The sequence below is a fragment of the Nocardia cerradoensis NBRC 101014 genome (genome assembly GCF_000308535.1).
Classification (GTDB): Bacteria; Actinomycetota; Actinomycetes; order Mycobacteriales; family Mycobacteriaceae; genus Nocardia; species Nocardia cerradoensis.
Genome location: NZ_BAFW01000030.1, coordinates 1 through 24,201 on the forward strand (window position 1 = coordinate 1; position 24,201 = coordinate 24,201).

Annotated in this window: 5 protein-coding genes and 1 pseudogene; 5 read left to right on the forward strand and 1 reads right to left on the reverse strand. The window is 70.2% G+C overall.

What is annotated here, in order from left to right:
• Together ON23_RS35745 and ON23_RS04295 are read left to right on the forward strand one after the other, a co-directional pair.
• Window positions 1-1,582: pseudogene (locus tag ON23_RS35745) on the forward strand (hypothetical protein); the annotation flags it as partial.
• 10 nt (window positions 1,583-1,592) lie between these two features.
• Entirely contained in the window at window positions 1,593-2,381 is a 789-nt protein-coding gene (locus ON23_RS04295; RefSeq protein WP_051041974.1) for an ESX secretion-associated protein EspG, read from the forward strand.
• Between the two features lie 9 nt (window positions 2,382-2,390).
• Here ON23_RS04295 and dtd read toward each other — a convergent pair whose 3' ends face one another.
• Window positions 2,391-2,834, reverse strand: coding sequence for a D-aminoacyl-tRNA deacylase (gene dtd / locus ON23_RS04300; protein WP_039776518.1), 444 nt, complete (start codon window positions 2,832-2,834; stop codon window positions 2,391-2,393).
• A gap of 163 nt (window positions 2,835-2,997) precedes the next feature.
• On the opposite strand from dtd, the gene ON23_RS04305 reads away from it, so the two are divergent.
• From ON23_RS04305 to ON23_RS04315, 3 genes are read left to right on the forward strand one after another with little or no spacing between them, the layout of a single operon-like run.
• Window positions 2,998-3,318, forward strand: coding sequence for a WXG100 family type VII secretion target (locus ON23_RS04305; protein WP_143859969.1), 321 nt, complete (start codon window positions 2,998-3,000; stop codon window positions 3,316-3,318).
• 25 nt (window positions 3,319-3,343) lie between these two features.
• The gene (locus tag ON23_RS04310) at window positions 3,344-3,844 is read left to right on the forward strand and encodes a YbaB/EbfC family nucleoid-associated protein (RefSeq protein WP_039776521.1); all 501 of its coding nucleotides are present in this window, start codon (window positions 3,344-3,346) and stop codon (window positions 3,842-3,844) included.
• 15 nt (window positions 3,845-3,859) lie between these two features.
• Window positions 3,860-24,172 carry a WXG100-like domain-containing protein gene (locus ON23_RS04315; protein ID WP_039776522.1) on the forward strand — a complete coding sequence of 6,771 codons (20,313 nt, stop codon included), beginning with the start codon at window positions 3,860-3,862 and terminating at the stop codon, window positions 24,170-24,172.
• Window positions 24,173-24,201: the final 29 nt, after the last annotated feature.

A 24,201-nucleotide genomic window follows, 5' to 3' on the forward strand; every position in this document is an offset into this window, starting at 1 on the left:
TTCGGGTTCGGGGAGTGGTTCCGGCTACGGGGGCGGCTACGACAGTGGTTCGGGCTATGACAGTGGTTCCGGTTACGGCAGCGGCTCCGGCTACGGCAGCGGCCAGGGCTATGGAAGTGGCCAGGGTGATGGCAGCGGCCAAGGTTATGGGAGTGGCGAGGGTTACGGGGGCGGCGCGGACTACGGCAGCGGTTCCGACTACACGGGCTCGGGCTACGGAGGCGGCACGGGCGGCGGCTACGGCGGCGGATCCGGGGCGAGTTCGGGTTCCGGCCGGACGAGCAAGAGTTCACAGATCCCGAGCAACTACGACAGCATGCCGGGTAGCGGCGAGTCCAACCAGCAACTCCCGAATCTGAGCGACCTGCTCAATTCCGCCGGTCTCGGTGACACCGGGGGCTCCTCCGGCGGCAGTTCCGGTCCCAGCAGTACGCCGTACTCGGGTCCGAGCGGCAGCGGCACCGGTTCGTCGACCGGCACCGGATCCACCTCGGGGACGGGTTCGTCGGCGATTCCGTCGAATCTCGGCAAGACTCAGCAATCCGGGGCCGGTGCGGCCAAGAACGGCCAACAGCAACTGCCGTCGCTCGACGATCTCCTGTCCGGGCTTGCGGGAGAACAGAATACGGAAGCCGGAACCGGCACCACCGGCGACCGCCTCGGCCAGACGGTGCCGTCCTTCGGCGATTCGGCGACGACGGGAAGTTCGAACCCGCTGCAATCGCTACTCGGCGGCACAGGTACGACGAATCCGCTCGAATCGCTGCTCGGCGGGACCGCGGGGAGCTCCAACCCGCTCGAATCGCTGCTCTCGGGTGGCGAACAGGCGCTGAACCAGCTCGGGCAGACCGCTCACGACAGCCTGACCGGTCTGGGACAACTGCTGTCCGGCATTCCCGGATTCGATCAATTGCTGGCGAGCAATCCGGAGCTGAGTCATCTTCTGGCCGGTATCCCCGGTCTGGACCAGTTGGTGTCGGGCTCGACAGGGTTGGACCAGCTGCTATCCGGCAATCCGGATCTGAGTCATCTGCTCTCGGGCATTCCCGGTCTGGATCAACTGTTGTCGGGCACGGGCGCCACCGATCCGCTGCACTCGCTGGCGGAACGGCTGCGCGACCTCAGCCACACGCCGGGGATGGAGGGTCTGTCGGATATCGCGGCACAGCTCGACCCCGGTGGCGGAGGCGACAGCGCCGGTGGCGGAGGCGAGAGCGCCGGTGGCGGAGGCGCCGATGCCGGCGGGGGAGCAGGCGGTGGAGTCGGCGACGGTACCGGACCCGACGATGTCACGCCGCCTCGGCAACTCGACCAACCGCGGCAACCGGACAAGTTCCCGCGCGCATCGCTGCCGGCCGACGTCTCCTCCTACGGTGGGGGGCACCACGATTCGTACGACCAGCAGGCCGGCCAGCCCGGACAACCCGGTCAGCCGGGTATGGCGGGAACCCCGGCCTCGAGTGCGGGCAATTCCGGACCGCAGGGCCAGCATCGGCGCCCGAAGTATCTGACCTCCACGGACTGGCTGGACGACGCGATGGGCGACACCCCGTTCCGGGTCAAGCCGGTGATCGAACCATGAACGAGGACATGTGAACAGGTGGACTCTGACGGACCTGGAATACAAGGTGTTGTGCGACACCCGATTCTTCGGTCTGGTGCCGTCGATGTTCAGCATCACCAGCCGCATTCCGTATCTGGACGACTATGAACGCGAATGGCGCCGCACCCGAGCGGATTTGGAGAACCGCGGCGACAGCGCCTTCGAAGCGATCGTGGACACCATGGTGCTGCCGGAGGTGCTGGTCGGCGGGGAGGCATGGGAGGACTCGGATTTCGACAATCCGGCCAAGCGCGTGCGCTTCTACGCCGGGCGGCTCGGTTCCCGCGGGTTCGTGGTCGTTCAGTTGCCGGGTGAAACCCTCAAACATGCCGGAGGTTTCACCATTACCGCCTGTGATCCGCGGGCACTCGGTGAGACGGTCGTCGGTCTGCTGCCGGCGGCCGAACCGGGTCGGCGCGGACCGATCGAGATCGAGATCGGCGAAAGCGCGGCCCGGCCCACGGGCGGCGGTTCCATGGTCGCCGACGACGATGACGACTATCGCGGCCTCACCAGCGCGGCCTTCTTCGACATTCCCGCGACGCATACCGGAACCGTCCGATTGACGCAGGGCAGATCGAAATTCGGTCCGCGCGGGCGCATCTCGGTCGCCCGGCTGTGGCGGGACCTGCCCGGCGACGGTCGCTACGTGATTCCCCTGGAGGAACCGGCGCCGGTGGCTGTCGGGATGGGTTCGGCGGGGCTGATCGACTGGATCGATACCGAGGCCGAACACATCGTGCAGCGGATGAACGACTATCAGGAGGTGGACGAGTGAGCGCGGCGCTCACGCCTCGAGCAGCAGCGTGACCGGTCCGTCGTTCACCAGCGACACCTGCATGTGTGCCCCGAAGCGGCCCGTCGTGACGGTGGCGCCGAGGTCGCGCAGTGCGGTGGCGAATTCGTCGACGAGGGGTTCGGCGACGGATCCGGGCGCCGCGGCCGACCAGGAGGGCCGGCGGCCCTTCGCGGTATCGGCGTAGAGGGTGAACTGGCTGACCACCAGAATCGGCGCACCGAGATCGGCGGCCGAGCGCTCGCCCTCCAGAATGCGCAGACGAAACAGTTTGTCCGCCAAGCTTTTCGCGAGCGCGGCGGTGTCGGTGCCGGTGACACCCACGAGGGCGAGCAGGCCGTGTGGCACTCCCATCGCGGGCGGGTCGATCTGCCCCACCACCTCGTCGTCGACGGTGACCCGGGCCGAGCTGACGCGCTGTACCAGGATTCGCATGCCTCCATCATCGGATACCGGGCGCCGAGGCGGGTTTCGCGGTGGCTTCCGGGAGCGGCCACCGGGTGTTCACGTCGGCGCCACTGACGATTTTCCCGCGACTGCCATCGTCGAAGTCCAGCGTCGACGGGCGCCGGCCGGCAGTGCGATGGAGGGACGGACGATGGCGGACGAGATCGAGGTCGAGGTGGCGAAACTCCGCACGGCCGCCGGCAAGACGCAGGACGTGCGCGACCACATCGAACAGGTGCTGACGCGATTGCAGGGCAAGACCACCGCGTACGGAAACTGCTGGGGGGACGACAGTCTGGGCAAGCAGTTCGCCGGAACCGGCAGCGGCGACGGCTACCTCGCCGCGCACGACAACATGGTCACCGGCGCGCGCAACTTCTCCACCGCCTTCCAGAAGTTCTCCGACGGCCAGAACGACAGCGCCACCTACCTGGAGACCATGGAGCACGGCAACACCTACGGCTTCAAGTGATCGAGCGGCCGCGGATCGGGTGCCCATGACGAACGAGCATATGAAGGCCGAGCTGGCGGGAATCATCGGCGAGGCCAAACAGCAACTGCGCGTGATCGCCGAAATCCAGCGCGACCGTGCGGAATTGACCGGCACCGCATCGGTGCGCAAGAACCGGGTCACGGTCAGCGTGAATGCCGACGGCACCGTCATCGAGACCAGATTCGGCGCCGGAATCGAGGATCTGAGCTACTCCGAGATCGCGCGGGCGGTGACCGAGGCGGCCCAGCAGGCGTCGAAGAACCTGGCGCAGCGGCAACGCGAATTGATGGCGCCGCTGCAGGAACGCAGGGCCCGGTTGCCCAAGCTCACGGATCTGATCGAGGGCATGCCGGATATGCGGCTGCCGACGCCGCCGGAACCCTCACTGGCGCCGCCGGATTCGCCCGAGCGTACGGCTGCCTACGGCGAGGACGAGCTCCGGTTCGCGGATGCGGAGACCTACCCGGTCGAACCGGAAGGCCGGGTCACCGACTCCAGTTGGTGACCCGGGTAACGGCGCATGATCGAGTTCCCCAGCTGGCTCGAGTGGCTGGGTGCGGCCATCGGAATGGAATGGCCGCACGGCAACGAAGACGATATGTGGGCGCTGGCGGGCGACTGGCACACCGCCGCCGGCGAGCTGCGCGAAATTCTGAGCCTGATGGACGACGCCAAGTCCGCGACGCTGGCCGCCTATCCGTCCGGCGACGGCCGGCAGCAGATGATCGACACGTTCGACAGCATGCGCCACGGCAAGGATTCGCTGGAGGCGCTGGCGGGATACTTCGATCAGGTCGGCGATTCGGTCTACGGCGGCGGTACGCAGATCGAATACACCAAGCTGATGTTCTATTCGACGCTGGTGATCACCGCCGCCGATATCGCCGCGGTGTGGATCTTCCCGCCGACCGCGCCCGCGGAGGAAGCCGGCATCATCGTGGCGACCCGCGTCGCGGTGCGCATGATGATGCGCCGGGTGCTCGACGCGATGGCGGGATGGGCGGGCCGGCTGGCCGAGAATGCCTTGGTGCGCTTCATGTTCCGGCATGTGCTGCTGAATGCGGCCCTCGGCGCGCTCCAGGATTTCGCGGTGCAGCAGTGGCAGGTGTGGGAGGGGCATCGCAAGAGCATCGACTGGCAGCAACTCGAGGTCACCACCTTCGCCGCGGGTGTCGGTGGCGCGGCCGGGGGCGCCTTCGGCGAGGCGATGGGCAAGAAGTTCGGCAACGCCTTCCGTAACGAGGTCGGCGATGTCACCTCGAAGTGGGGCGTCAATCTGACCCGCGCGGGGATCGGTGCCGGATCGGGCCTGGTCAACTCGGTGGCGGCCTTCGGCGGCTCGGTCGGCTGGCAGTTCGCCTCCGATCTGGCACACGGTGATCTGGACACCGCGCTGAAGAACCTGAAGAACACCCATGTCGACTGGCGCATGTTCAGCGCCGGTGCGATCACGGGCGGGGCGTCGGCGCTGAATCACAATTTCGCGCACAGTCATTTCGAGAATTCACCGTTCTGGAAGTTGAACGCGCCGCGCGCCGATCTGGGCAATATCGGGGATCTGCACGGCTTCACCCACGACGGCACCGTGCCGAACGCGCACGTCGATCTGGTGAACGGCAACGGTGCTGTGCCACACGGTGATCCGACCGGTGGCGAGCGGGGAACTTCCGGGCCGGTGCGCGGTGGGCCGGTGACCAATGGTCACGACAGTCACGCGGGTGCGCCGACGACGACGGCGGGCACCCACGAACGTCCGGCAGCCGAGGCGGGTGGGGCGACGGAACAGGCTGCGCCACAGGGTCGTCCGGATGCCACGCAGGCCGGACCGCCGGCTTCCGTGTCGGACCGCTCCGGTGCGGAAGGCTCGAGTTCGCCGTCCGAATCCGCGACCTCCGGCGGACCGGTATCCGACTCGTCTCCGACTCCCGTGGCTCACAACGAAACACCGGGCGGCGCACACGATTCCACGACCACGGACACGGCGGCAGTCCAGAGCGGCGGTCCGCACGAAACCGCCGCGCCGGCAACGCCACCCGGTTCCGAATCGGCTCACCATGTGTCGGACGCCGGGTCAGCCGGAAGCGAAACGGCCGCCGGCCCTGCCGCGTCGTCCGGCCCTGCCGAGTCGGCGAGTTCCGCCGCCGCGGCGGGTCCGGCTGCGTCTGCCTCGGCCGAACCGGCGAGCCCTGCGGCTGGATCCGGTCCGGCGGCGTCTTCCGGCCCGAGTGCGTCGCCGGGTCCGAGCGCGACGTCGGGATCGAGCGCGACGTCGGGATCGAGCGCGACGTCGGGATCGAGCGCGACGTCGGGATCGAGCGCGACGTCGGGTCCCAGTGCGTCGTCGGGCCCGAGCGCGTCGAGCCCGGGAGCCTCGACAGGTTCCGGTGCGACAACCGGCGCATCGACGGGATCCACCTCCGCTTCCGGCGCCTCGCCGATCGACGCCCGCGGACCCGCGTCCGGCGGTGCCGAGACTCCCCGGCCCGGCGAGGTGCGCACTCCGGACGCCCGAACCGCCACCGACGGACGCGCCGCCTCCGATCTCGGTCGCGGTTCCGCCACCGACGCCCGGCCGCAGGGACGAGCCGGTGCCGCCGACGCGTCCGCGGCCCGCCCCGCCGCCGATCCGCGCGTACAGGCCAAGGTCGGCGACTCCGAGGGCCCGCGCGCCGCCGGCCGAGCCGGTGCTAGCGAGGGCGAGCGAGTCACCGCCAAACCGGACCGCGCGGACACCGCCCAGCCGCGAGACCGCGGAGAAACCACCCAGCCGCGCGACCGTGGGGAGACCGCCCAGCCACGGGACCGTGCCGGCGCCGGACCGCGCGCGGACCAGGGGCGCGGTACCGAACCGGCGCGCGGCACCGGCGAACGCCCCGAAACCACCCGCACGCCAACCAAACCCGAGCAACCCGCCGCGCAACGACCGGACCGAGCAGCAGCCCGCGACGAGATCCGAGCCCCCGACAACGAGTCCACGGCGCTGCGGGACCCGGAAGCGGCCGGAACACGCGACGAGGTCGGGACGCGTGACGAGGTCGAGACGCGTGGCGATGTCGGACCCCGTGACGAGGCCGGGACGCGCGACGAAGCCGCTGCCGGTGACGATGCCGCGACTCATGGCGAGGTCGGGACGCGAGGTGAGGCCGCAAACCGCGACGAGGTCGGGACACACGATGAACTCGGAATGCGTGACGAGGTCGGAGCGCGTGATGAACCCGGAACGCGTGACGACGTCGACACCCGCGACGAGACGACCGTGGGTGACGAGGCCGGGGCGCGGCGTGCCGACGAACCGGGGTCCGCTGAACATGATGCGGCACAGGAGGATCGGACCGCGCGTTCCGACGATCCGGCGGAGCAGTCCGCCGATCCCGCGCGCAGAGACGGCCAAGATCCGCGCGATTCGGCCGAGCCCGCACAACGGAACACCGAGCGGCGCGAGGCCGACACGTCGACACCGCGCGATCGGGACGAGGCGGTGCAGCGGGATCCCGAGCAGCGCGGCACCGACACGTCGACCCCGCGTGATACGGACAGCGCCGAGCCTCGGGCGTCCGAGCATGCCGGTCCGGGGGATGCCGAACATGTCGGTCCGCGTGATTCGCTCGCGCACGACGAACGTGTCCCGTCCCGCGAGTCCGACCGGGCCGGCCGAAGCGCAGACGAGCCCGTTATCGCCCGCGACGCCGACTCCTCGGTCCCCCGGGATGCCGATACCGCTGTTCCTCGCGACGCCGACTCGTCGGTCCCCCGGCATGCGGATACCGCTGTTCCTCGCGATGCCGACTCGTCGGTACCCCGCGACGCCGACTCGTCGGTACCCCACGACGCCGATGCGTCCGCACCACGCGATGTGGATGCGGGCCCGTCGAACCGCACGGACGAGCCGGGGGTGCGACACGATACAGCCGGCGACGCGGCGGGCACACCGCGCGACGACACCGTCGATCCGTCGCGAGACCAGTCCCACTCGGACCACTCGCGCGCGGAACATGATGGTGCGCAGGATAAATCGTTCGAGCCGGGTGGGCCGCGCCGGCGTCCGGCGGCCGATGCGAACCACGACGGTACGGTGCGCAAGCCGGTCCGCGACGAGACCGGCGAAGACGGCGCCCGGCACGACCGCGACGAGGCCGACGGCGCCCGGCCCGAAGATCAGCTGGTGCCGGGTGCTCCGCCCATGCCGGCGCCGGTCGGCGATCATCAGCCGGTGCGGTCCGGGCGGAGCGAGCAGCCCGAGCACACCGGTGCACCCGAAGCGGGGAAACCGGCCACTCCTCGTCCGGAGCCGACCCGCGGTCGCTGTGCCGAATTGGCGCTGAAGCTGATTCGCGATCTCACCGGCAGCAAGACGATCCGGCTGCCCGAGCGGGCGGTCGGGCCGGAAGGTATGACCGCCGCGCAGGTGCAGGCGGACGCCGGTGGCCGGATGGTGAAGGTCGGCGACCACGACGCGATCGCGCGGCGCCTCTCCCGGATGCGCAAGGGTGCGTCGGCACTGGTGGTCGACGGCTATCATGCCGGTCCGGGCCGCCGAGTCGTCGGTGCGCACGCCTACGTCATGGTCCACGAGGGCGGCGGGCGGATCGTGGTGCGCGATCCGAGTACGGGCGTGGTGACCGACCACCCGGCGAGCGTGCCGGCAGATCTGCACGACACCCACATGATTCTGTTCGACCACCGTGGGCGTCCCATCCATCCGCTCATCCCGGAACATCGCGAAGCCCTTGCGCGCCAGCAGGATCCGTCCGCCGTGCGGATTCGGCAGGCGCTCGACGACAATGTCGGCCGCGTCCACGAACTGCTGCTTCGAACATCCACCGGCAGAAGGATTCTCGGCGAACTCACCGATCGCCGCTATCGCGAGCACATCGATCAGGGATCGCACAGCGACGGCAGATCCGGTTCGTTCCGGCGCCGCGACATCACGGCGGTGCTGTACGCCGAGGGACGCGGCCAGATCGCCCAGGCACTCACTCTCGCGCACGAGAGCGTGCACGCCGAGCGTTATCTGAACGGCGAATCGCCCGCCGATCGGCCCCTCGAGCTGTCGCGCGACGACTATGTGCGGGAGATGGTGCACGAGGAGGCGATGGCCTCCGGACGCCGATTCCAGTTGGCGGCGGAGTTGCGCGAACTCGGCTACGACATCGCCGAACACCCCGCCGAGGTCGCGTACCGCCATGCCTACGAGCGCGCGCTGCGCGGACTCGACGGCCCGGGCGCGCACGAGATCGCGCACGAGGTGGCGGTCGATCATCTGCGCAACTACCTCGAACATATCCCGCCCAACGACAGCGGCCGGACCTACGCCGATCACTACCGCGATATCTGGGATCGCGCGCACGACGGCGCCCGCACGCCGACCGATCGGAGCATCCGCTACGTGCCGGACGATCCGGTGGTCCGCGACCGCATCCGCTCGGCCGCGCTCGAACGGCATATCGCCACCGTGCGGTTGAACGAGCATGCGCAGGAGCTGGCCCACGTCGCCGACCGGGTTGCCGATCGCATCCCCTACGACCCGACGATGCGCCGGGATATGCTGCAGCACTTGATTTCCGATCAGCTGCGCAGTATCGGCCGTGAACTCGGGCGCGACGGACTGCAGCCCGAGCGCCGCGCCGAGTTGCAGCGGCTGGCCCACGATCTGCGCCGGATGTCGGATCTCGTCGATCGCCATCACAACGCCCTGGCCGAGGTCGACCGGCTGCGGGCGAGCGCCGCGGCGGACGTCGCGCGGCGGCTGCTCGGCGACATGATCGCCGATGCCCCGGGTGCCGAATTGTTCGGTGATCACTTCGCGGTGATTCCCGGTGAGCCGGAACGGATCATGGTCGCCGCGGCCCCCGGTGATCACGAGCGGGTCATGCGGGCGGCGCCGCCCGAGATCGTGGAGCGATTGGCCCGCCCGGGGGTCGAGGCCGAACACCTGAACGTCGATACCCGTCACAACGGCGAGATCCGCTACGAGCGGGTCGACCAGCCGGAGCCCGCCCGGGACGAACCCGCCGAACCCGTCGAGCCGCAGGACCTCGCGGCCCAGGCTTCCGAGGCGATCGTCGCCGAGCTGGAGCGCAAACTGGCGGAGGTGCCGGTGGGTGCCTGGGCGGTCGACACGCTGCGCGCCCGCGGCGTGACCATCGAACACGACTCCGGCGGCGGTCATCGCTACGAGCCCGCCCGCAACCGGCTCACCCTCGACATCGGCGGCACCGACGGCGAGCAGATGGCCGCCCTGGTCCATGCCGCCATCCATGCCGAGCGGGCGCACGATCGCAGCACCGGCGACGGGGTGCTCGACCGCGACCGGATGTCGCGCGACGACTACGTCTCGCACATGCTGGACGAGGAAACCGCCGCGCACGCAATGGAATACAACGCGCTCGCCCAGCTGCGCGAGGCGGGCCACGACATCGCGACCAGCCCGCTCGAGCGGATCTACCGCGACGCGTTCACCGCGGCTCGCGAACGGGCGGCCGCGCGGGACGATCTGCCGGGCGATGCGGTGGAGCGGGCCGCCGAACTGGACCGGATCGCGAACCGGGCCGGCGTCGACGCGATCCGCCCGGCCATGGGTGATCACGCGCCCGACGGCGGTGCGAGTTACGCGCGCGGTTACGGCGAAGCATGGGATTCCGCGCATCCGGCCCGCGAGGATGCGCCCACCGAGCAGCCGCCTCGCCCGCCGGCCGGTCCGCCCGAGCCGCGCGAAGGAGGCGGGGCCGGCTATGCCAACCACTACGGCGGCGACACCGCCTACGGCATCAAGGGATGGGTGACCGAGAGCGGCGTGCTGCACGTGGAGGTGCGCGTCGGCCCCGATACCCCGTCCGGGCGCGAGATGTTCCGGGACCTGATGAACGAACTCGGCGACCGCGTCGAGGCGATCCAGGCCGAATGGTTCGACGGCGGCGCGCTCACCGACAATCTGGACAGCTTCAACGCGGGAGTGCAGGAGGGGCTCACGCCGGAGGAGGCCGCGCGCCGAACCTTCACCGGCACCCTCGCCGAGGAGCTGGGCTACACCGAGGTCACCTTCGGGGATCCGGATCTGCCGGGTGACTCCGGGCTCGAGGGACGGTTGGGCGAGAACACCGGCGTCACAGTGCTTTTCCGGCATCCCGAAGGGGTCGACGGCGCACCGCACGTGGACAGTCCGGAGCTGCCCGACGGTGCCGGTGGTGCGGGTCGCCCGCCCGGTGAGACGCCCACGCCGGGTGCGGCCCCCGGTGAGCCACCGCGGCGAGGTGAGGTCGTCGTGGCCGTCGACGGTGAACACGTGCGGTTGCGGCTGGGCGCCGACGGCGGCGGCCGGTGGCGGGTCGAATCCGTCGAGCCGGTCCGCGAAGGCGAACGGGCGCCCGGCGGCGAGGTCGAGCCGGCGAAACCTGGCCGGCTGCGTTCGCTGTGGCAGCGGTTCACCGGCGGGTACGAGGGGCACTATCCGAAATATCCGTCGGGCAGCGGTCAGGACGGCAAATATCAGACCGAGATGACCGAGGATTTCGGGCATCTGTTCGATATCCACGCGCTCGAGACCCTCGGCGACCACGACATCAGCATCAATTACGCGCGATTGCTGAAAGAGTCGTTCACGCTCTGGATCAACCGGGAGCACGCGCCGCTGCTGAACCACCTCACCGCTCGGATGGATCTGCAAGCGGGCGAACATATTCCGATGCACGCCCGCGACGGGCGGGAGTACGCGTACTGGAACGAGGACGCGGACCCGGCCGAGGTCGCGGCGATGCACAGGTATCTGCGCGATATCGGCCTCGGCCATCTGGTCGACGAATCGCAGCCGCACGACCTACCCGGCGGTGCCGCGCCGCACGTCGAATCCGAAGCGCCGCAGAACAATCCGGCCGACGATTTGCGTGCCGCCGCCGATCGTCTGGGCATCGATCTGTCCGATATCAGCCCGGAAACGCTGCGCCGCGCACTCGATACCGTCGAATACCAGAATCTACGCCGGGCCGCCGTCGTCGAGGCCCTGCGCGACGCGGCCCATCGCTACAACGCCGAACACGCCGATATCCCGTACCGGCCGCAGTCGATCACCGACCACAATCCGCTCGGGCGGTTCCTCAAGGAAGTGATCATCGCCCAGGGCGACGATCCCGGCCTGCTGAACTGGCGTGGCGTGAACAACGGCGCCGAGTCGGGCCGCGACTTCGACGTGCTCAACGTCGAGAACCCGGACGAGCGCATCGAATACGACCCCGACGACGAGTCGGGCCGCGACCAGGGTCTGCGAACGTATTTCGAGAATGCGCTGCGGCGCGACCAGATTCGCGACGAACGCGCGACCTGGGCCGACCTGCTCGCCGCCGAACTGTCCCGCCTCGAACCGGAACAACTCGACCGCGCATTGAACGACCTGCGGGACGGAGTGCACGAACGTGCCGGGGAAATCCGCGATTTCGCCGACCAGGTGGCGCAATTCCGGGAACGCTTCCCCGCCAACAATGTCCGGGAGCTGCCGCCGGAGCGAGCGGGCGAGCCGGGCCGGTTGGTGATCCTCGACGTGCACGGCGACCACGAGCAGACGCTCGCCGGCGCGCTCGATCGTCTTCCCGGGCTCGCCGCGCGCCTCGACAACGGTGAGGTGCGGGCGGAGAAGTGGACCGTCGTCGTCGACGCGAACAATCAGGCGCACATCCGTCACCTCGGCGATATCGAGGGGCGGGCGATCTCGGTGGACGTCGAGGGCAGGCATCTGGACGGACTGCTGATCCGCGACGCCGACGGCGACTGGCACGTCACCCAGCCGCCCGCCGAGCCGGCCCCGGTCGCGCCGCACGCCCGCACGCCGGAGGAAATCCGTTCCGTGCGAGACGATCTCGCGCGTGCGCTCGGTCTGGACCCCGAGCAGATCACGCCCGAACTCATCGAACACGAACTGCGCGCCAACGACCTGCGCGCCCTGCAGATCGAGGCGCTGCTGGACCATGCGCGCAGCAGCGACGCCATCGAGTCCTTCCACGATCTGGCCAACGCGCGCGACCGGCTCGCGCAGACCAGCGGTATCGACGACGCGCAACACGCGACACCGGAGCGGGTCGCCGACTCGATCGCCGACCGCGGCACCCGCAACGCACTGCGTAAACAGCAGGTCGAGCAGCTGGTCGAGTACTACGACAAACTGGCGAGTTATCTGAAGGGGCGCGGCGAGGATCCGGCTCACCTGGTCGAGGCCCGCGACAACCTCGTGCGCGCTCTGGGCGGCGAACCGGAGGACGTCTTCCCGAAGAAGTACTCGAAGGAACTCGACTATCAGCGCAATCCGCAGGGAATCGACCCCGGCGAGTTGACTTCGCTGATCCGCGGGCGCCTCCGTGACCCCGGCACCGCCGCGGCGCTCACCGATTTCATCCGGACCCTGGCGGACGCCGACCCGTTCACGAACGGATTGCGTTTCGATCCCGCGACCGATCCGCGGGTGTTCGACGGTGAAGTGCCGATGCACGATCCGGAGGCGCTGACCCATCTGCGCGAGGTCATCGGCGACGGGCAGCGGCTGTTCGGCACGCCCGACCCGGATCAGCCGGTCGCGTCCGGATCGCGGCCGAATCGCGATTGGGCCCGGCTGCTCGGCCACGACCTCACCGACGCCACCCCGGAACAGTACGTGCGGGCCTACGAGGCCTACCGCGACGGCAAGATCGAGAAGCACGAGCGGCTCACCCCGGCGCAGCGGGAGCAGGTGCAGCGCGAACTGCGTGACGAGGTGCGGCAGCGGGCCGCCGATCTGCGCGCGCTGGCGGAACTGAACGACCGCTACCACCAGGCGGTCGCCGACCTGCCGGAGAATCGGCAGGCGACCATCGATCGGATCAGCCGGGAATGGGCGGCGGCGTGGACCGAGCGCGAACGGGCCCGCAGCTATATCGAGGACCATGCCTACGAACTGCACGTGACGCCGGAGGAATTACTGTCCGACGACCTGAAAGACGGCTCGGCCCTGCACGATCTGTTCGGCGAACTCGGGTCACGCACCGTCCGGGGTGAGAATCTCGCCGACTATCGACGGCGGTTCGAGGAGTTCTCGCGCAGGCACGAAGCGCTGTTCGACGCGACACGCAGATTCCACGACAACGATGTGCGGGTCGCGGATCTGGACGCGGAACTGCGCGCCGCCGTGGAACGCGATGTGGAACTGTCCGAAGGCGACGACGGGGACGACGGCGCGGCCGCTGCCCCGCCGCAAGGACCACCGTCGAAGCCGCCCAGCTCACCGGGGCAGGGTGCGCAACCGCCCGAGCCCGAGGGTGGGGACCCCGATGGTGCCGATTCCGGTGCCACCGCACCTCCGCGCCTCGAATCGCCCACCGAGTGGGGCATGCGGATGCGCGCGGAGAATGCGAGCTGGGACGCGCGCATGGCGGCCCGCCATGCCGTGCGCATGCGCGAACTCGCCGACGAGATGGTCGCGCGCGATCCGGAAGGTCCGGAAGGCGCCCGGTCCTGGGCCGCTCGGATGCGCGCCGACCAAGCGGAATGGGAAGCGCGGCAAGCCGCCGAGCACGCCGACTGGCTGTGGAAGATCGTCGGCGACCACCGCGGACCCACCGAACCGGCACCATCGCCTGCCGGACCCAGCGAGCCGAAACCCGATGGGGCCGAAACGGAATCGTCGACCGTCTCGCCGAAGCCGGACACCACCGAGCCGCGCCCTGAGGCCGCGCCGGAGCCCGGCTTACAACCGCCCGTCCATCCCGACGTTCCGCCGGAACTGCGGGATGTGGTGGAGCGTGCGGTGGCGGACTTCCCCGACGTGTTCGAACGCCCGCGCACAGTGAACGAGTTGCACGAGCGGTTGCGTGCCAGTACGTCGTTCGATGATCTGCTGGCGCTTCGGGAATTGACCCACCTGCACAACGGCACCGAGGCGCCACCGGTGTCGCGGGAAAATCTGGAATCGTTCCTGCGCGAGATCTGGGACGCCCGCGCCGAGATCGACAGCTACCTCGACGTCTACGCACGCTACGCCGAACGCGCCGGCGACGTGTCGGTCGAGAATCCGCAAGGCTACGTGCGCGGGCTGCTCAGGATCCTCTCGGAACGCCAAGGTGTGGGCCGGGTGGCCGTCAATCAGGCTCGCGGCTTCCTGATGGCCGGTGACGTCGAGCCGGCGCCCGAACACGTCGGTTTCGTTCACTTCCGGCGCGTGGGTTCCGACGGCGAGCACAACTTCCGCGTGTACGTCGACGCCAACAACGATGCCGCGCCGGAACTGATGCGTCGCATCGTTCACGAGATCGTCGACGATCCGGAGAACTTCCCCGGTGTTCCGGTCGCCAAGATCGGTGGTCCGCTGGAACCCCGGGCCGACGGCTTGGTGATCTACGTCCAGGACCGGGCCGCCGCGCGCCGGGTGGTCGAATGGCTGCGCGAGTTCCAGGCCGCACACCCGGATGTCGTCGGCTGGGATGTGCCGGCCATGACGCGGCAGGTGCTGCCGGGTGTGGGCATCGGCGCGGATCCGCCGGGCGAGTTGCGGCGCAACCACAGTTTCGGGTCACTTCGAAGCACGCTCATCCGCGAAGCCCTCGATGCCCACCGGACCGGGACGTTCGAGGACTTCCGCGCCGAGGTGCTGGACCGCTTCCGCGCCCGCGGAATCGATATCGACCGCCCGCACATCCACGCCGGTGACGAATCGGGCGAAACGCTGCTCGACCCGCCCGCGCGGAACGCCGAGGAAGCCGCAGCGCCACAACGGGACGGCGTGCTGGATACCCCGACGCCGGAGCAGGAGAGTGTGTCTGCCGCGGAGCCGGCGAAGCCCGACACAGGGACCGAGGCGGAGAAGTCCGAGCCGGGGGCCGAGAAACGCGAGCAGCCGTCGGATGCGGGGCAGACGAAGCAACCGGCGGGGCCGGTACCGGAGACGCAGCAGACGCCGGGGAGCGGAGAACCGCAGGAGGGAGCGGCGAGAGAAGGCGCACAACCTGACCTGATCGACGCCGCGCTCGCCCGGCAGGATGCCGCACACGACGAATTGCGCCGGATCGCAGCGGAACTCGGCCTCCCCGATCGCGGCACTGCGCGCGATCTGGAGGCGGCGATCCTCCGCCGGATCGAGGAGGAGTCGGCCGAACATCAGGCCACCATCACCCGCGACGATCTGCGTCCGGACCAGTGGGCGGCCGCCCGCGATCGGGCCCAGGAGCGGCTGAACGACCTGTATCGCTTGCGCCGCGAGATGATGCGCGCCGCCCGGGACTACCAGGCCGCCCGGATCGAGGAACGGCAACTGCGGGCCGCGAACCCCCAGCGCGCACCGGAATCCGGCGAGCGAGCGTCTGCCGACGGTCGCCGCCCTGCGCCCGACGACGGCAACACCGACGCGCCGGGAGCGGAAGGTTCCGTCGCGAACCGTGGCGAGCAGCGGACGGCCGGTGAGGACGGTGCGGCTGCGAACCGTGACGCCCGAAACACGTCCGATGAAGGTGCTGTGGCGAAACCCGGTGACCAACCGGCGGCTGGTGATGAATCGGTCGCGAAGCCCGGCGAGCAGCAACTGCCGGCCGTCGACGAGCGGTCCGCGACCGAACCCGGAGGCGAGGGCGAGGAGCCGGGTGCCGATTCCGGTGGCGACGGCACGGGTGGCTCGCCCGCGAAGCCGGGCGGCGACCGGCCCGGTGGCGCGGCGCCGCAGGCCGAGGCGGAACCCGGCGCGAAACCCGCACCCGATGCCGCCGGTGGTGGGACCGACGGTGGCGCCGGTGGTAAGCCTCCGACGGGTGGAGGTTCGGACGACGGCAGCCCGCCCAAGGGCGAGGGCGACGGTCCGGAAAACCTTCCGGTGCAACAGAATTCGGATACCCTGCCGTTCCCGCGTCAGTCGGACCCGCCCGCGCCGCACGGTGGCGAACGGCCCGCGCGTGAGACGTGGGACCAGAACGGTCCGCAACGAGAGCATCGTCCGGTGACGCGTGCCTTGCGTAAGGCGCTGCGGGATCTGGCGGATGCCGGCGCCACGCGGGCCCGCGCCTGGACGCGAATGACCGCGCGTGCTCATGATCTCGGCTTGCGGCCGGAGGAGATGCGGCGCGAGATCCTGCGCGAGGCGATCGCCCGCACCGCCGATGCGGCCGGCACCGCGCCCGCGATCCGCCGCGAATTGCGTGATCTGCTGGGCGATCTCGATCGCGGCGCACCTCGGCTCGAGGTGGATCGGCGCGCCGTGCGCCTGGGTGTGCCGCTGCCGTCCGACCATCAGGTCGCCGATGCGATCCGCGATCGGCTGGCACCGCCGGCCCAGCGGCGTGCCGAACTGTCCATCGAACTCAACGATCGGCGCACCGTCGACCCGGGCCGGCTCGAGCGGCTCGCCCGCGAATTCGGCGTCGATCCGGAGGGGCTGTCGCGACCGGAACTGCAACGTGCGGTCCGGGATGCGGTGAACGACCATCGCGATCCGATCTCCGAGCGGCAGCGCCGCGCGACCGTCGAGCTGGTGGACCGGTATCGCACGGCGGCGGCGAACGAATCCGCTCGCCGGGCCGCCGCCCAGCATGCCGCCGAACGCGAAATACTGCGGCTGCGAGCCGGTTTCGACGATCGCGGCCCGCGAATCTCCGGCGTCTCCTATCGCCGCTTCCGTTTCGACGCCCCCACCCACATGCGGGTGGACGGCGCGCCGGGCGAGCGCGGCCGATGGGTCGGTGTCGGCGCGGGCCGCGATCCGGAGCTCCGGTTGCCAGCGCGGGAGCGGGTCCGGCATGCGGCCGAGGGGTTCGACGCCGTCTACTACCGGCTCGAACTGGACCACAACGGCCGGATCTGGGTGAGCGAGCACCGTCCGGCGTCGACGGAACCCGTTGCCACGCGGCCGGATCCGGCGCGCCGACCCGGTGACTGGATCGCCGGCGGCGACGAGCACGAGCACGAGCCGAGCACCCGGGCGTTGCGCAGACAGCTGCGCGACCTCGGCGCGGAACTGGGCCGGCGAAACGATCAGGTGGACAAGAACTTCGCCAAGATCGTGCAGCTCGCCGAACATCTGGGCATCGACGACGCCTGGCGGATGCGGCCACGCGAGCTGGCCGGCGCGGTGCGCGATCTGATCGTCCAGCGCCGGGCGCGGGCCGACGAACTGTGGAACCGCGCGGACATCCCACGGGCCGATCTGCAGAAGTTCTTCGAGGACCGCCGCGCCGAGGAAGCACGGGCCGAGGAGACCGAATCGCTCGGCAAGGCTCTGCTGGGGCTGTTGCGGGTGCACGATCAGACGTTGGTGGCCGCGCGCGACCGGGTGGCGGCCGACGCCGCGCTACTCGCTGCGCGCGATGTGCTGGCCGGCCACGACGGCATAGCGCTGGATGCGAACGGGCGCCCCGTCGACCCGGCGAATCCGAAATCGGCAGTGGCGCGGCTGGTTCCGGGGCGCGACGGCGCACCGGACCGGCTCGTGGTGGTCGCACCCGGCGCGAATCCGGATCATGTCCTGGATCCCGCTGTCCGCCGCGCAGTGCTCGGCGACGACGGCGAATTCGTATTCCAGCAGGTCCGCGTGGCGGCCGACGGCCGCGTTCGGATCGACGACATGCACCGGCCGCCACCGGAACTCGACGGCGGCGCGCGCCGACCGGCCGAACTCGAGTCGCGACGGACCGGAACCGAGCCGCACTCGCCGGAATCCGCCGAGCCACGCGCGGACGGCGCCCGACCGGCGGAGACCGCGCCGGTGGCCGACCCGCAGGCCGCACTCGACGCCAAGGTGCGCGAACGTGCCCATGTGGCAGCCGATCTCGAGTTCTGGCGCACCAAGGTCGACCATCGCGCCGACCCGTTCGGCGATGTGGATCTGAGCCGCAACCGCTGGTCGGAAACCCTGCGTCAGTTGCGCGCGGACACCGGGCGCTACGTCAGCGACAGCGCGGGCCCGGACAGTCCCGACGTCGCCCGGCACGAGCAGCTCAATCCGGAACAGGAGCGCGAACAGACCGACCACGCCGACAAACTGGCCGAGGCACTGGACCGGCTGTTCCATTTCGAGGACCGGCTCGACGCCATCGACCGCGAGATCCACGATCTCGAACAGCGGGGTGCCCGTCACGACGCGTCGCAGGCCGAGGCGGTCCGCGACGAACTCGGCCGGGTTGCCGACGACCATCGCGCGGCGGTGCAGCGGGCGAAACCGTTGCGCCGCATCAGGGATGAGTTGTCCCGGCTCCTCGACGACCCCGCGCAGCGCACGCCGGCGAATCTGCGCCGGCTCGCCGACGCCGAGGAAGCGGTGGAGCGCGCAGAACACGAGATCGACCGCTTCAACGACGAGCGGGTCGCTCTCACCGGTGCGTGGCCCGATGCCGTCGCCGACCACTGGCGGGCCGCGGTGGGTACGGATGAGCCCCCGGCATTGCGCCGGATCAGCGAGAACGTGTGGGTGGACCACGGTCGTGCACCCGCCGACGACGGCACCGGCGGTCGCCCGGCCCGCTTCATCGTCGTCGCCGGACGTGCCGGATTCGACCATCCGGACGTTCCGGTGCGTGCCGGCGATCCGGCCGGGCCGCGCCGCCCCGCCGACGATCGATTCGACGCTCCGCTGTTGGATGCGCTGGCCCGGCATCCCGATCTGGCTCCGCTGCTGAAGGATCCGGCCACCACCATCGATCGGCTGACGGTCACGGGTGAACTGGCCGGTGGCGATCGCGACGGTGCCGGTCAGATCCGCGCGCGGGTCGAGACCATGGCGCCGGTGGAGATCGAGCGCACGGGACTGCCGCCGCACGGCCGCCTAGGTGAGGACACCCTGCCGTTCGCCGGCGACACGATGGTGCGCTGGCGCGGCGCCGACGGACGGTGGCACGACACCAGAGAGGGCCAGGCTCGCGGTTTCCGCGCCTACCAGCCGGAACTGCCGCGCGGCACCAAGCTGGACAAATACTGGCAGAAGGAGGTCGACGGCTGGCGGCTGCCGCCCAAGGGGTGGGCGGCCTTCGGCGGTACGGACAACTCGCACATCCCGTACCGGCAGCGCGAGGAGAAGATGCCGGACGGGTTCAGCGGCACACTCGGCGCCGAACCGTTCCAGAACATGGTGGAGCCGTTGGTACTTCGGCTCCTCACCGATCACTGGCCGGAACTCAGCTACGAGCAGATCCTGACGTTGAGCGAAGCCGGCCGCGCCGAACTGTGGTGGCATCAGGGACCCGGACCGAAACCGGAACCGCCGCCGGGCTGGGACGAGGAGGCCCATCACGGCATGCCGCTCGACGGCGCGCTCTACACCATCGGCAAGCGGTGGGTGCAGCTCTACGACATGGCCCGCAAGCACCCCTGGGTGCTGGGTCCGCTGCAACGCCGGCCGGAGATCGGGGAGTGGGTGCGCGGGCACACCACCTGGCTGCCCGACGGCGCGTTCGATCCGGATCATCCGGTGCTGCGCAAGATCCCGGTCGTGCGCTCGTTCCGTGGCTGGAAGGGCTGGCGGGCCGGCCCGCGGATCGATCTGCAGCCGCCGCATCGGCCGTGGTCGGCCGCCGATCACGTGCCGCCTCGCGACCGGGTGGAGTGGTCGACACCGCGTCAGGATCGCGATGTCGCGCGCTGGGATGCGGTGCAGCGCTGGGCCGATCGCGTGATCGGACGATTCGCCGACGATACCGGCAACGCCGATGTGCACCGGATCGTCGACCTGCTGACCCGGGCCCGCGATCCGCTGCTGGACCCCGCCGATCCCGGCGGTGCCCGGCTGGAGGCGCTGAATTTGGCGCGGCATCCGGACGGCACTGCGCTCACCCGCGCGGAACTGACCGAGCGCATCCAGTTGGTCAAGGACCACCTCATGCGCAACGAGATGTGGGTGCGCGACCACGCCGATCCGACGGGCCGGATGGTCAAGAAGACCTACGACCGGCTCCCGCACGTGGCCGACGCCTGGCTGCGGCTCACCGGCGAAGGCGACGGCGACGGCCGGACCACGCCGTACAACGAAGACCTCTTGCTGCTCGACGACGCCTACGTCGAGGCCGAGTACCTCGCCGGCCACGACGACGCCACCTGGCACGACGCCGACCTCGAGGCGGCCCGGTACGGCTACGACTGGGACACCAACCGGCGCCGCCTGAGCGGACATCTCGTGATCCGCGACGGCGTGCCCGTCCATCCCGACGAACTGCCGCCCGATGCGCCCGAGCACGACCGCGACAAGACATTGCGGATGTCGCGGATTCCGTACGCGGTCGACGCACCCGCGCCCGACCCGTCGTGGCTCTCGCCGCGCGAACGCCGCGCCGCCGAGATACTCGACGAAACCGGTGCGCGGCAACGCTTCCCGGGTCTGCCGCGCGATCCGGTCGCGGCACTGAAGGAATTGGCGGCGCGCGATGCGGGACCGCTGCGCGCCCTGCCCGCCCCCGGTGCCCGAGACCCGCTGCTGGATCTGCTGCTGCGCGCCGGCCGCGTGGAACAGCTCGCCGACGCCGCCGACCCCGGCGAGCGCTTCGTCTGGGCCGAACGCCTGGGCGAACCCGAAGCCGCGGTCGAGCCGAGGCAACTGCCCGACACCCTCCGGCGGCTGCGCGGCGATATCACCCGCCGATTGGACAACCTCGACGCGGCCGGGCCCGACGAGCGGGCGGGTGAGCCGAATCGGACCCGCCCCGCCCTCGACGGTACGGACGCACCGCGAACCGCCCTTGGTGACGGTGCAGAAGAGACGGAAGGTTCCGGCACCGACGAACATGACGCGACCGGACGTGGCACCGGCGAGCGCGGTCTGAACGAGCCCTTCGCAGACGAGCGGGACGCGGACGGACGTGGCGTGGACGAGCCCGGCGGGGATGAATCCGGCGCGGGCGAGCGCGGCGGGGACGAGCGCGGGGCGGATGAACCCGGCGTAGACGAGCGCGGGGCGGATGAGCGTGGCGGGGAGGAACCCGGCGCAGACGAGCGCGACACCGGCGAACCTGGCCTGGACGAGGGGGATACGGGCGCGAGCGGTGCGAAACCGGACCGTCCGGATCGTCCCGGTTCGGATTCCGGTGGTGCGGTGGCAGCGCATCCGGACGAAGTGCCGCGATCCGGTGACGGTCCGCTGCGGCAACCGGGGCCGATGCGCCCACACGAATTGTCCTCGGGTCGAACCGAAGTCGAGCGCCTGGCGACTGAACGTGCCCGCCTCGCCGATGATCTGGGCCGGTTGCGAGCCGAGCGTGACGCCGCCACCGGCAGCGAACGGGAGCGCGCCGCGCGAGCCTACGAGGAGACACGTGCCCGGGTCTTCGCACTCACCGAGCGGATCACCGATGCGGCCGGCCCCGATTTCCTCGCCGGGCAGGGCGCGCGGCAGGTGACGAACCGCGTCGGGCTCATCGAGGGCGACCAACCGACCGTGATCGTGCTGGGCCTGCGCTCCGACGGTGCCGGTGGTTCTCCCCACCACGCCGAACTCGATGCCGCCGCCGACGCCCACCCGCAACTGGCCCAGGCGCTGGCCCATCCGCACGTGGAGATCCGCCACATCCGCCTGACCGTCGATTCCCAGGGCCGGGCCTTCGTCGCTCCCCTGGAAGCGCCGACCCGCGACGCGACTCCGCCGCAATCTGGCCCCGAAACCCCACCGCACGCGGCGGATGCGAATACCGACAGCAGTCCGTCCGCGGCGGAGAACCCTGCTGCCGCCCCGCAGCGACAGGTTCGCAACCAACAGGCACCACTCGCCGATCCCGCGGGCGGAGAAGCCGGGGCGGAGCAGCCCGATGTCGCGAAAAATGCGAGCGGCCAGACGGTTACGCCGAACCTCGCTGCCGACGATGGGCGTCGCGAAACTTCGGAAGGTACTCGGAGCGGGCCGAAGGGGTCCGACGACAGTGGAGAGCGTCCGGTGCGCGCCGGGGATTCTTCGGAAGGTGAAGGGGGCGAGCGGAATACGGATCCCGAGTCGGCCGGCGACGGCGACTCCCGGGAATCCGGACAGAAGGGAGATCCGCAGAGGGACCGGGCGGAGGAATCAGGCCCTGCGCAACCGCGCGGCGGTGGCCGGCGCGAGCCCGGATCGGACGGAGACGGAACGGATTCCGAGTCCGGAGATGATGGTCGCGCGGGTACCGGCCGACGGGCGGGGCAGCAACCGCCGGACGGTGGCGAGCCCGATCGCGCGGACACAGCGAACCCGCGCGCCCGCGATCCGCGCAAGCCGTACATCACGCCGGTCCCGCACGTCCCGCACCACGCTGAATTCGAGTGGCCGGACTACACCCCGAAGCCCATCGATGTCCACCTCCCACCCGCGCCGATCCCCACCCCGCCACCGCATCAGCCCCCGCCCCATCAGCCTCCGCCCCCTCATCAGCCGCCACGGCAACAGCCGCCACCCCATCAGCCGCCGCGAAAGCCCGGCCGGGGACAACCCGGCGTAGGCCGCCACGACCCCGACGGTGGCCACCACGGTCACGACCCCGATCACCACGGTGATCACCGCGGGCACGACCACGGCCGTGATCACGGCCATCACGACCACGACGATCACGGTCACCACGATCACGACGGGGACGGTCACCACCATGACCACGGGCACGGTCCCGGCGGCCATGGTCACCACGACCACCATGGGCATGATCACGGCGATCACGGTCATGGCGATCACGATGGTCGCGGGCGTCACGACCACGGTGGTCACGGCGATCCCGATCACGATGGTCGCGGGCATCACGACCACGGCAATCCTGGCGATCACGATCATGACGGTCGCGGGCGTCACGACCACGGTGGTCACGGCGATCACCACCGTGACGGTCAAGGTCATCACCACCATGACGGCCACGATCACGCTCACGGCTACCGCCCGGGGGGCCCGCAGCACCACGACCACCATTGGGACGTGAATCCAGCTGGAACCGTTCACAACCCGTTCGGTGCGCCGCTGGGCGCCGTGCAACCGTCTGTCGAACCGACTTTGCCGCAGCAACTTCCGTCGTGGCCGGCCCTCGACCCGAATGCGTTCGCCGGCAGTTCACCCGCGGCGATTCTCCCGGTTCACGGCGCGCCATGGGATGGCGGTGCAGATCAGTACGGCACCGGGAATGGTCGTGGCGCCGGGTACGGCCCGGGCGCCGGAAACGAGGGCGGCCACGGCAACGGGTCCAACCCGGTACCCGGGAACGGGAACGGGAACGACCCGGGGTCCGGGAACGAGAACAGCCATGGCGCCGGGTACGACTCGGGATTCGGAAACGGGAACTCCCATGATCGGCGATTCTCCGTGGATCGCCCGTTCTCCCTCGACGATTCCGTGGCAAGCACCACAGGACGCGCTGTAACGCAACCGGATTCGGCCACGCAAGCGCTGAACACGTTGCCCCCGAACGGTTTCCCGTCGTTCGTCCCGCCGATGCCGAATGGCGGCCACCCGGCCCCCGCCTCCGCTCCGGCGCGCCACCCCATCCACGCCACCGCTTCGCCGGGCCCCACTCCACCGCGAATCCTGGTGCAGGAGTTCAACGGACATCGTTGTGCGGAGGTCGATCCGCTCACCGGGTCACTGCACGAGACGGCCGAACCGATGGGCCCGTTCAGCGGGGTGTACGGCGATCTGGACGGTGTGGAGTTCGTCTTCTTCCGCACCGACGATCGGTTGTTCCTGCGCGTCGCGGGGCAGTTGATCGATGCCGACGATCTGGCGGTCATCGTGCACTGGCAGCGCGCCGGGCGCCGGCATACCGAGTTCACGGTGACCCGGGCGGGCCTGGCGGTGTGCACGGTGCGCTACCGCCGGCGTAAACCGGAACTCGACCTCGGCTTGTGGATTCGCGATGTGCTCGACAATCCCGCCCGCCGTACGCAGATCTTCGCCGAAGTCCGGGGTGTGCGGTGAAAAGCGCAGCACCGCACACTGTTACCGAG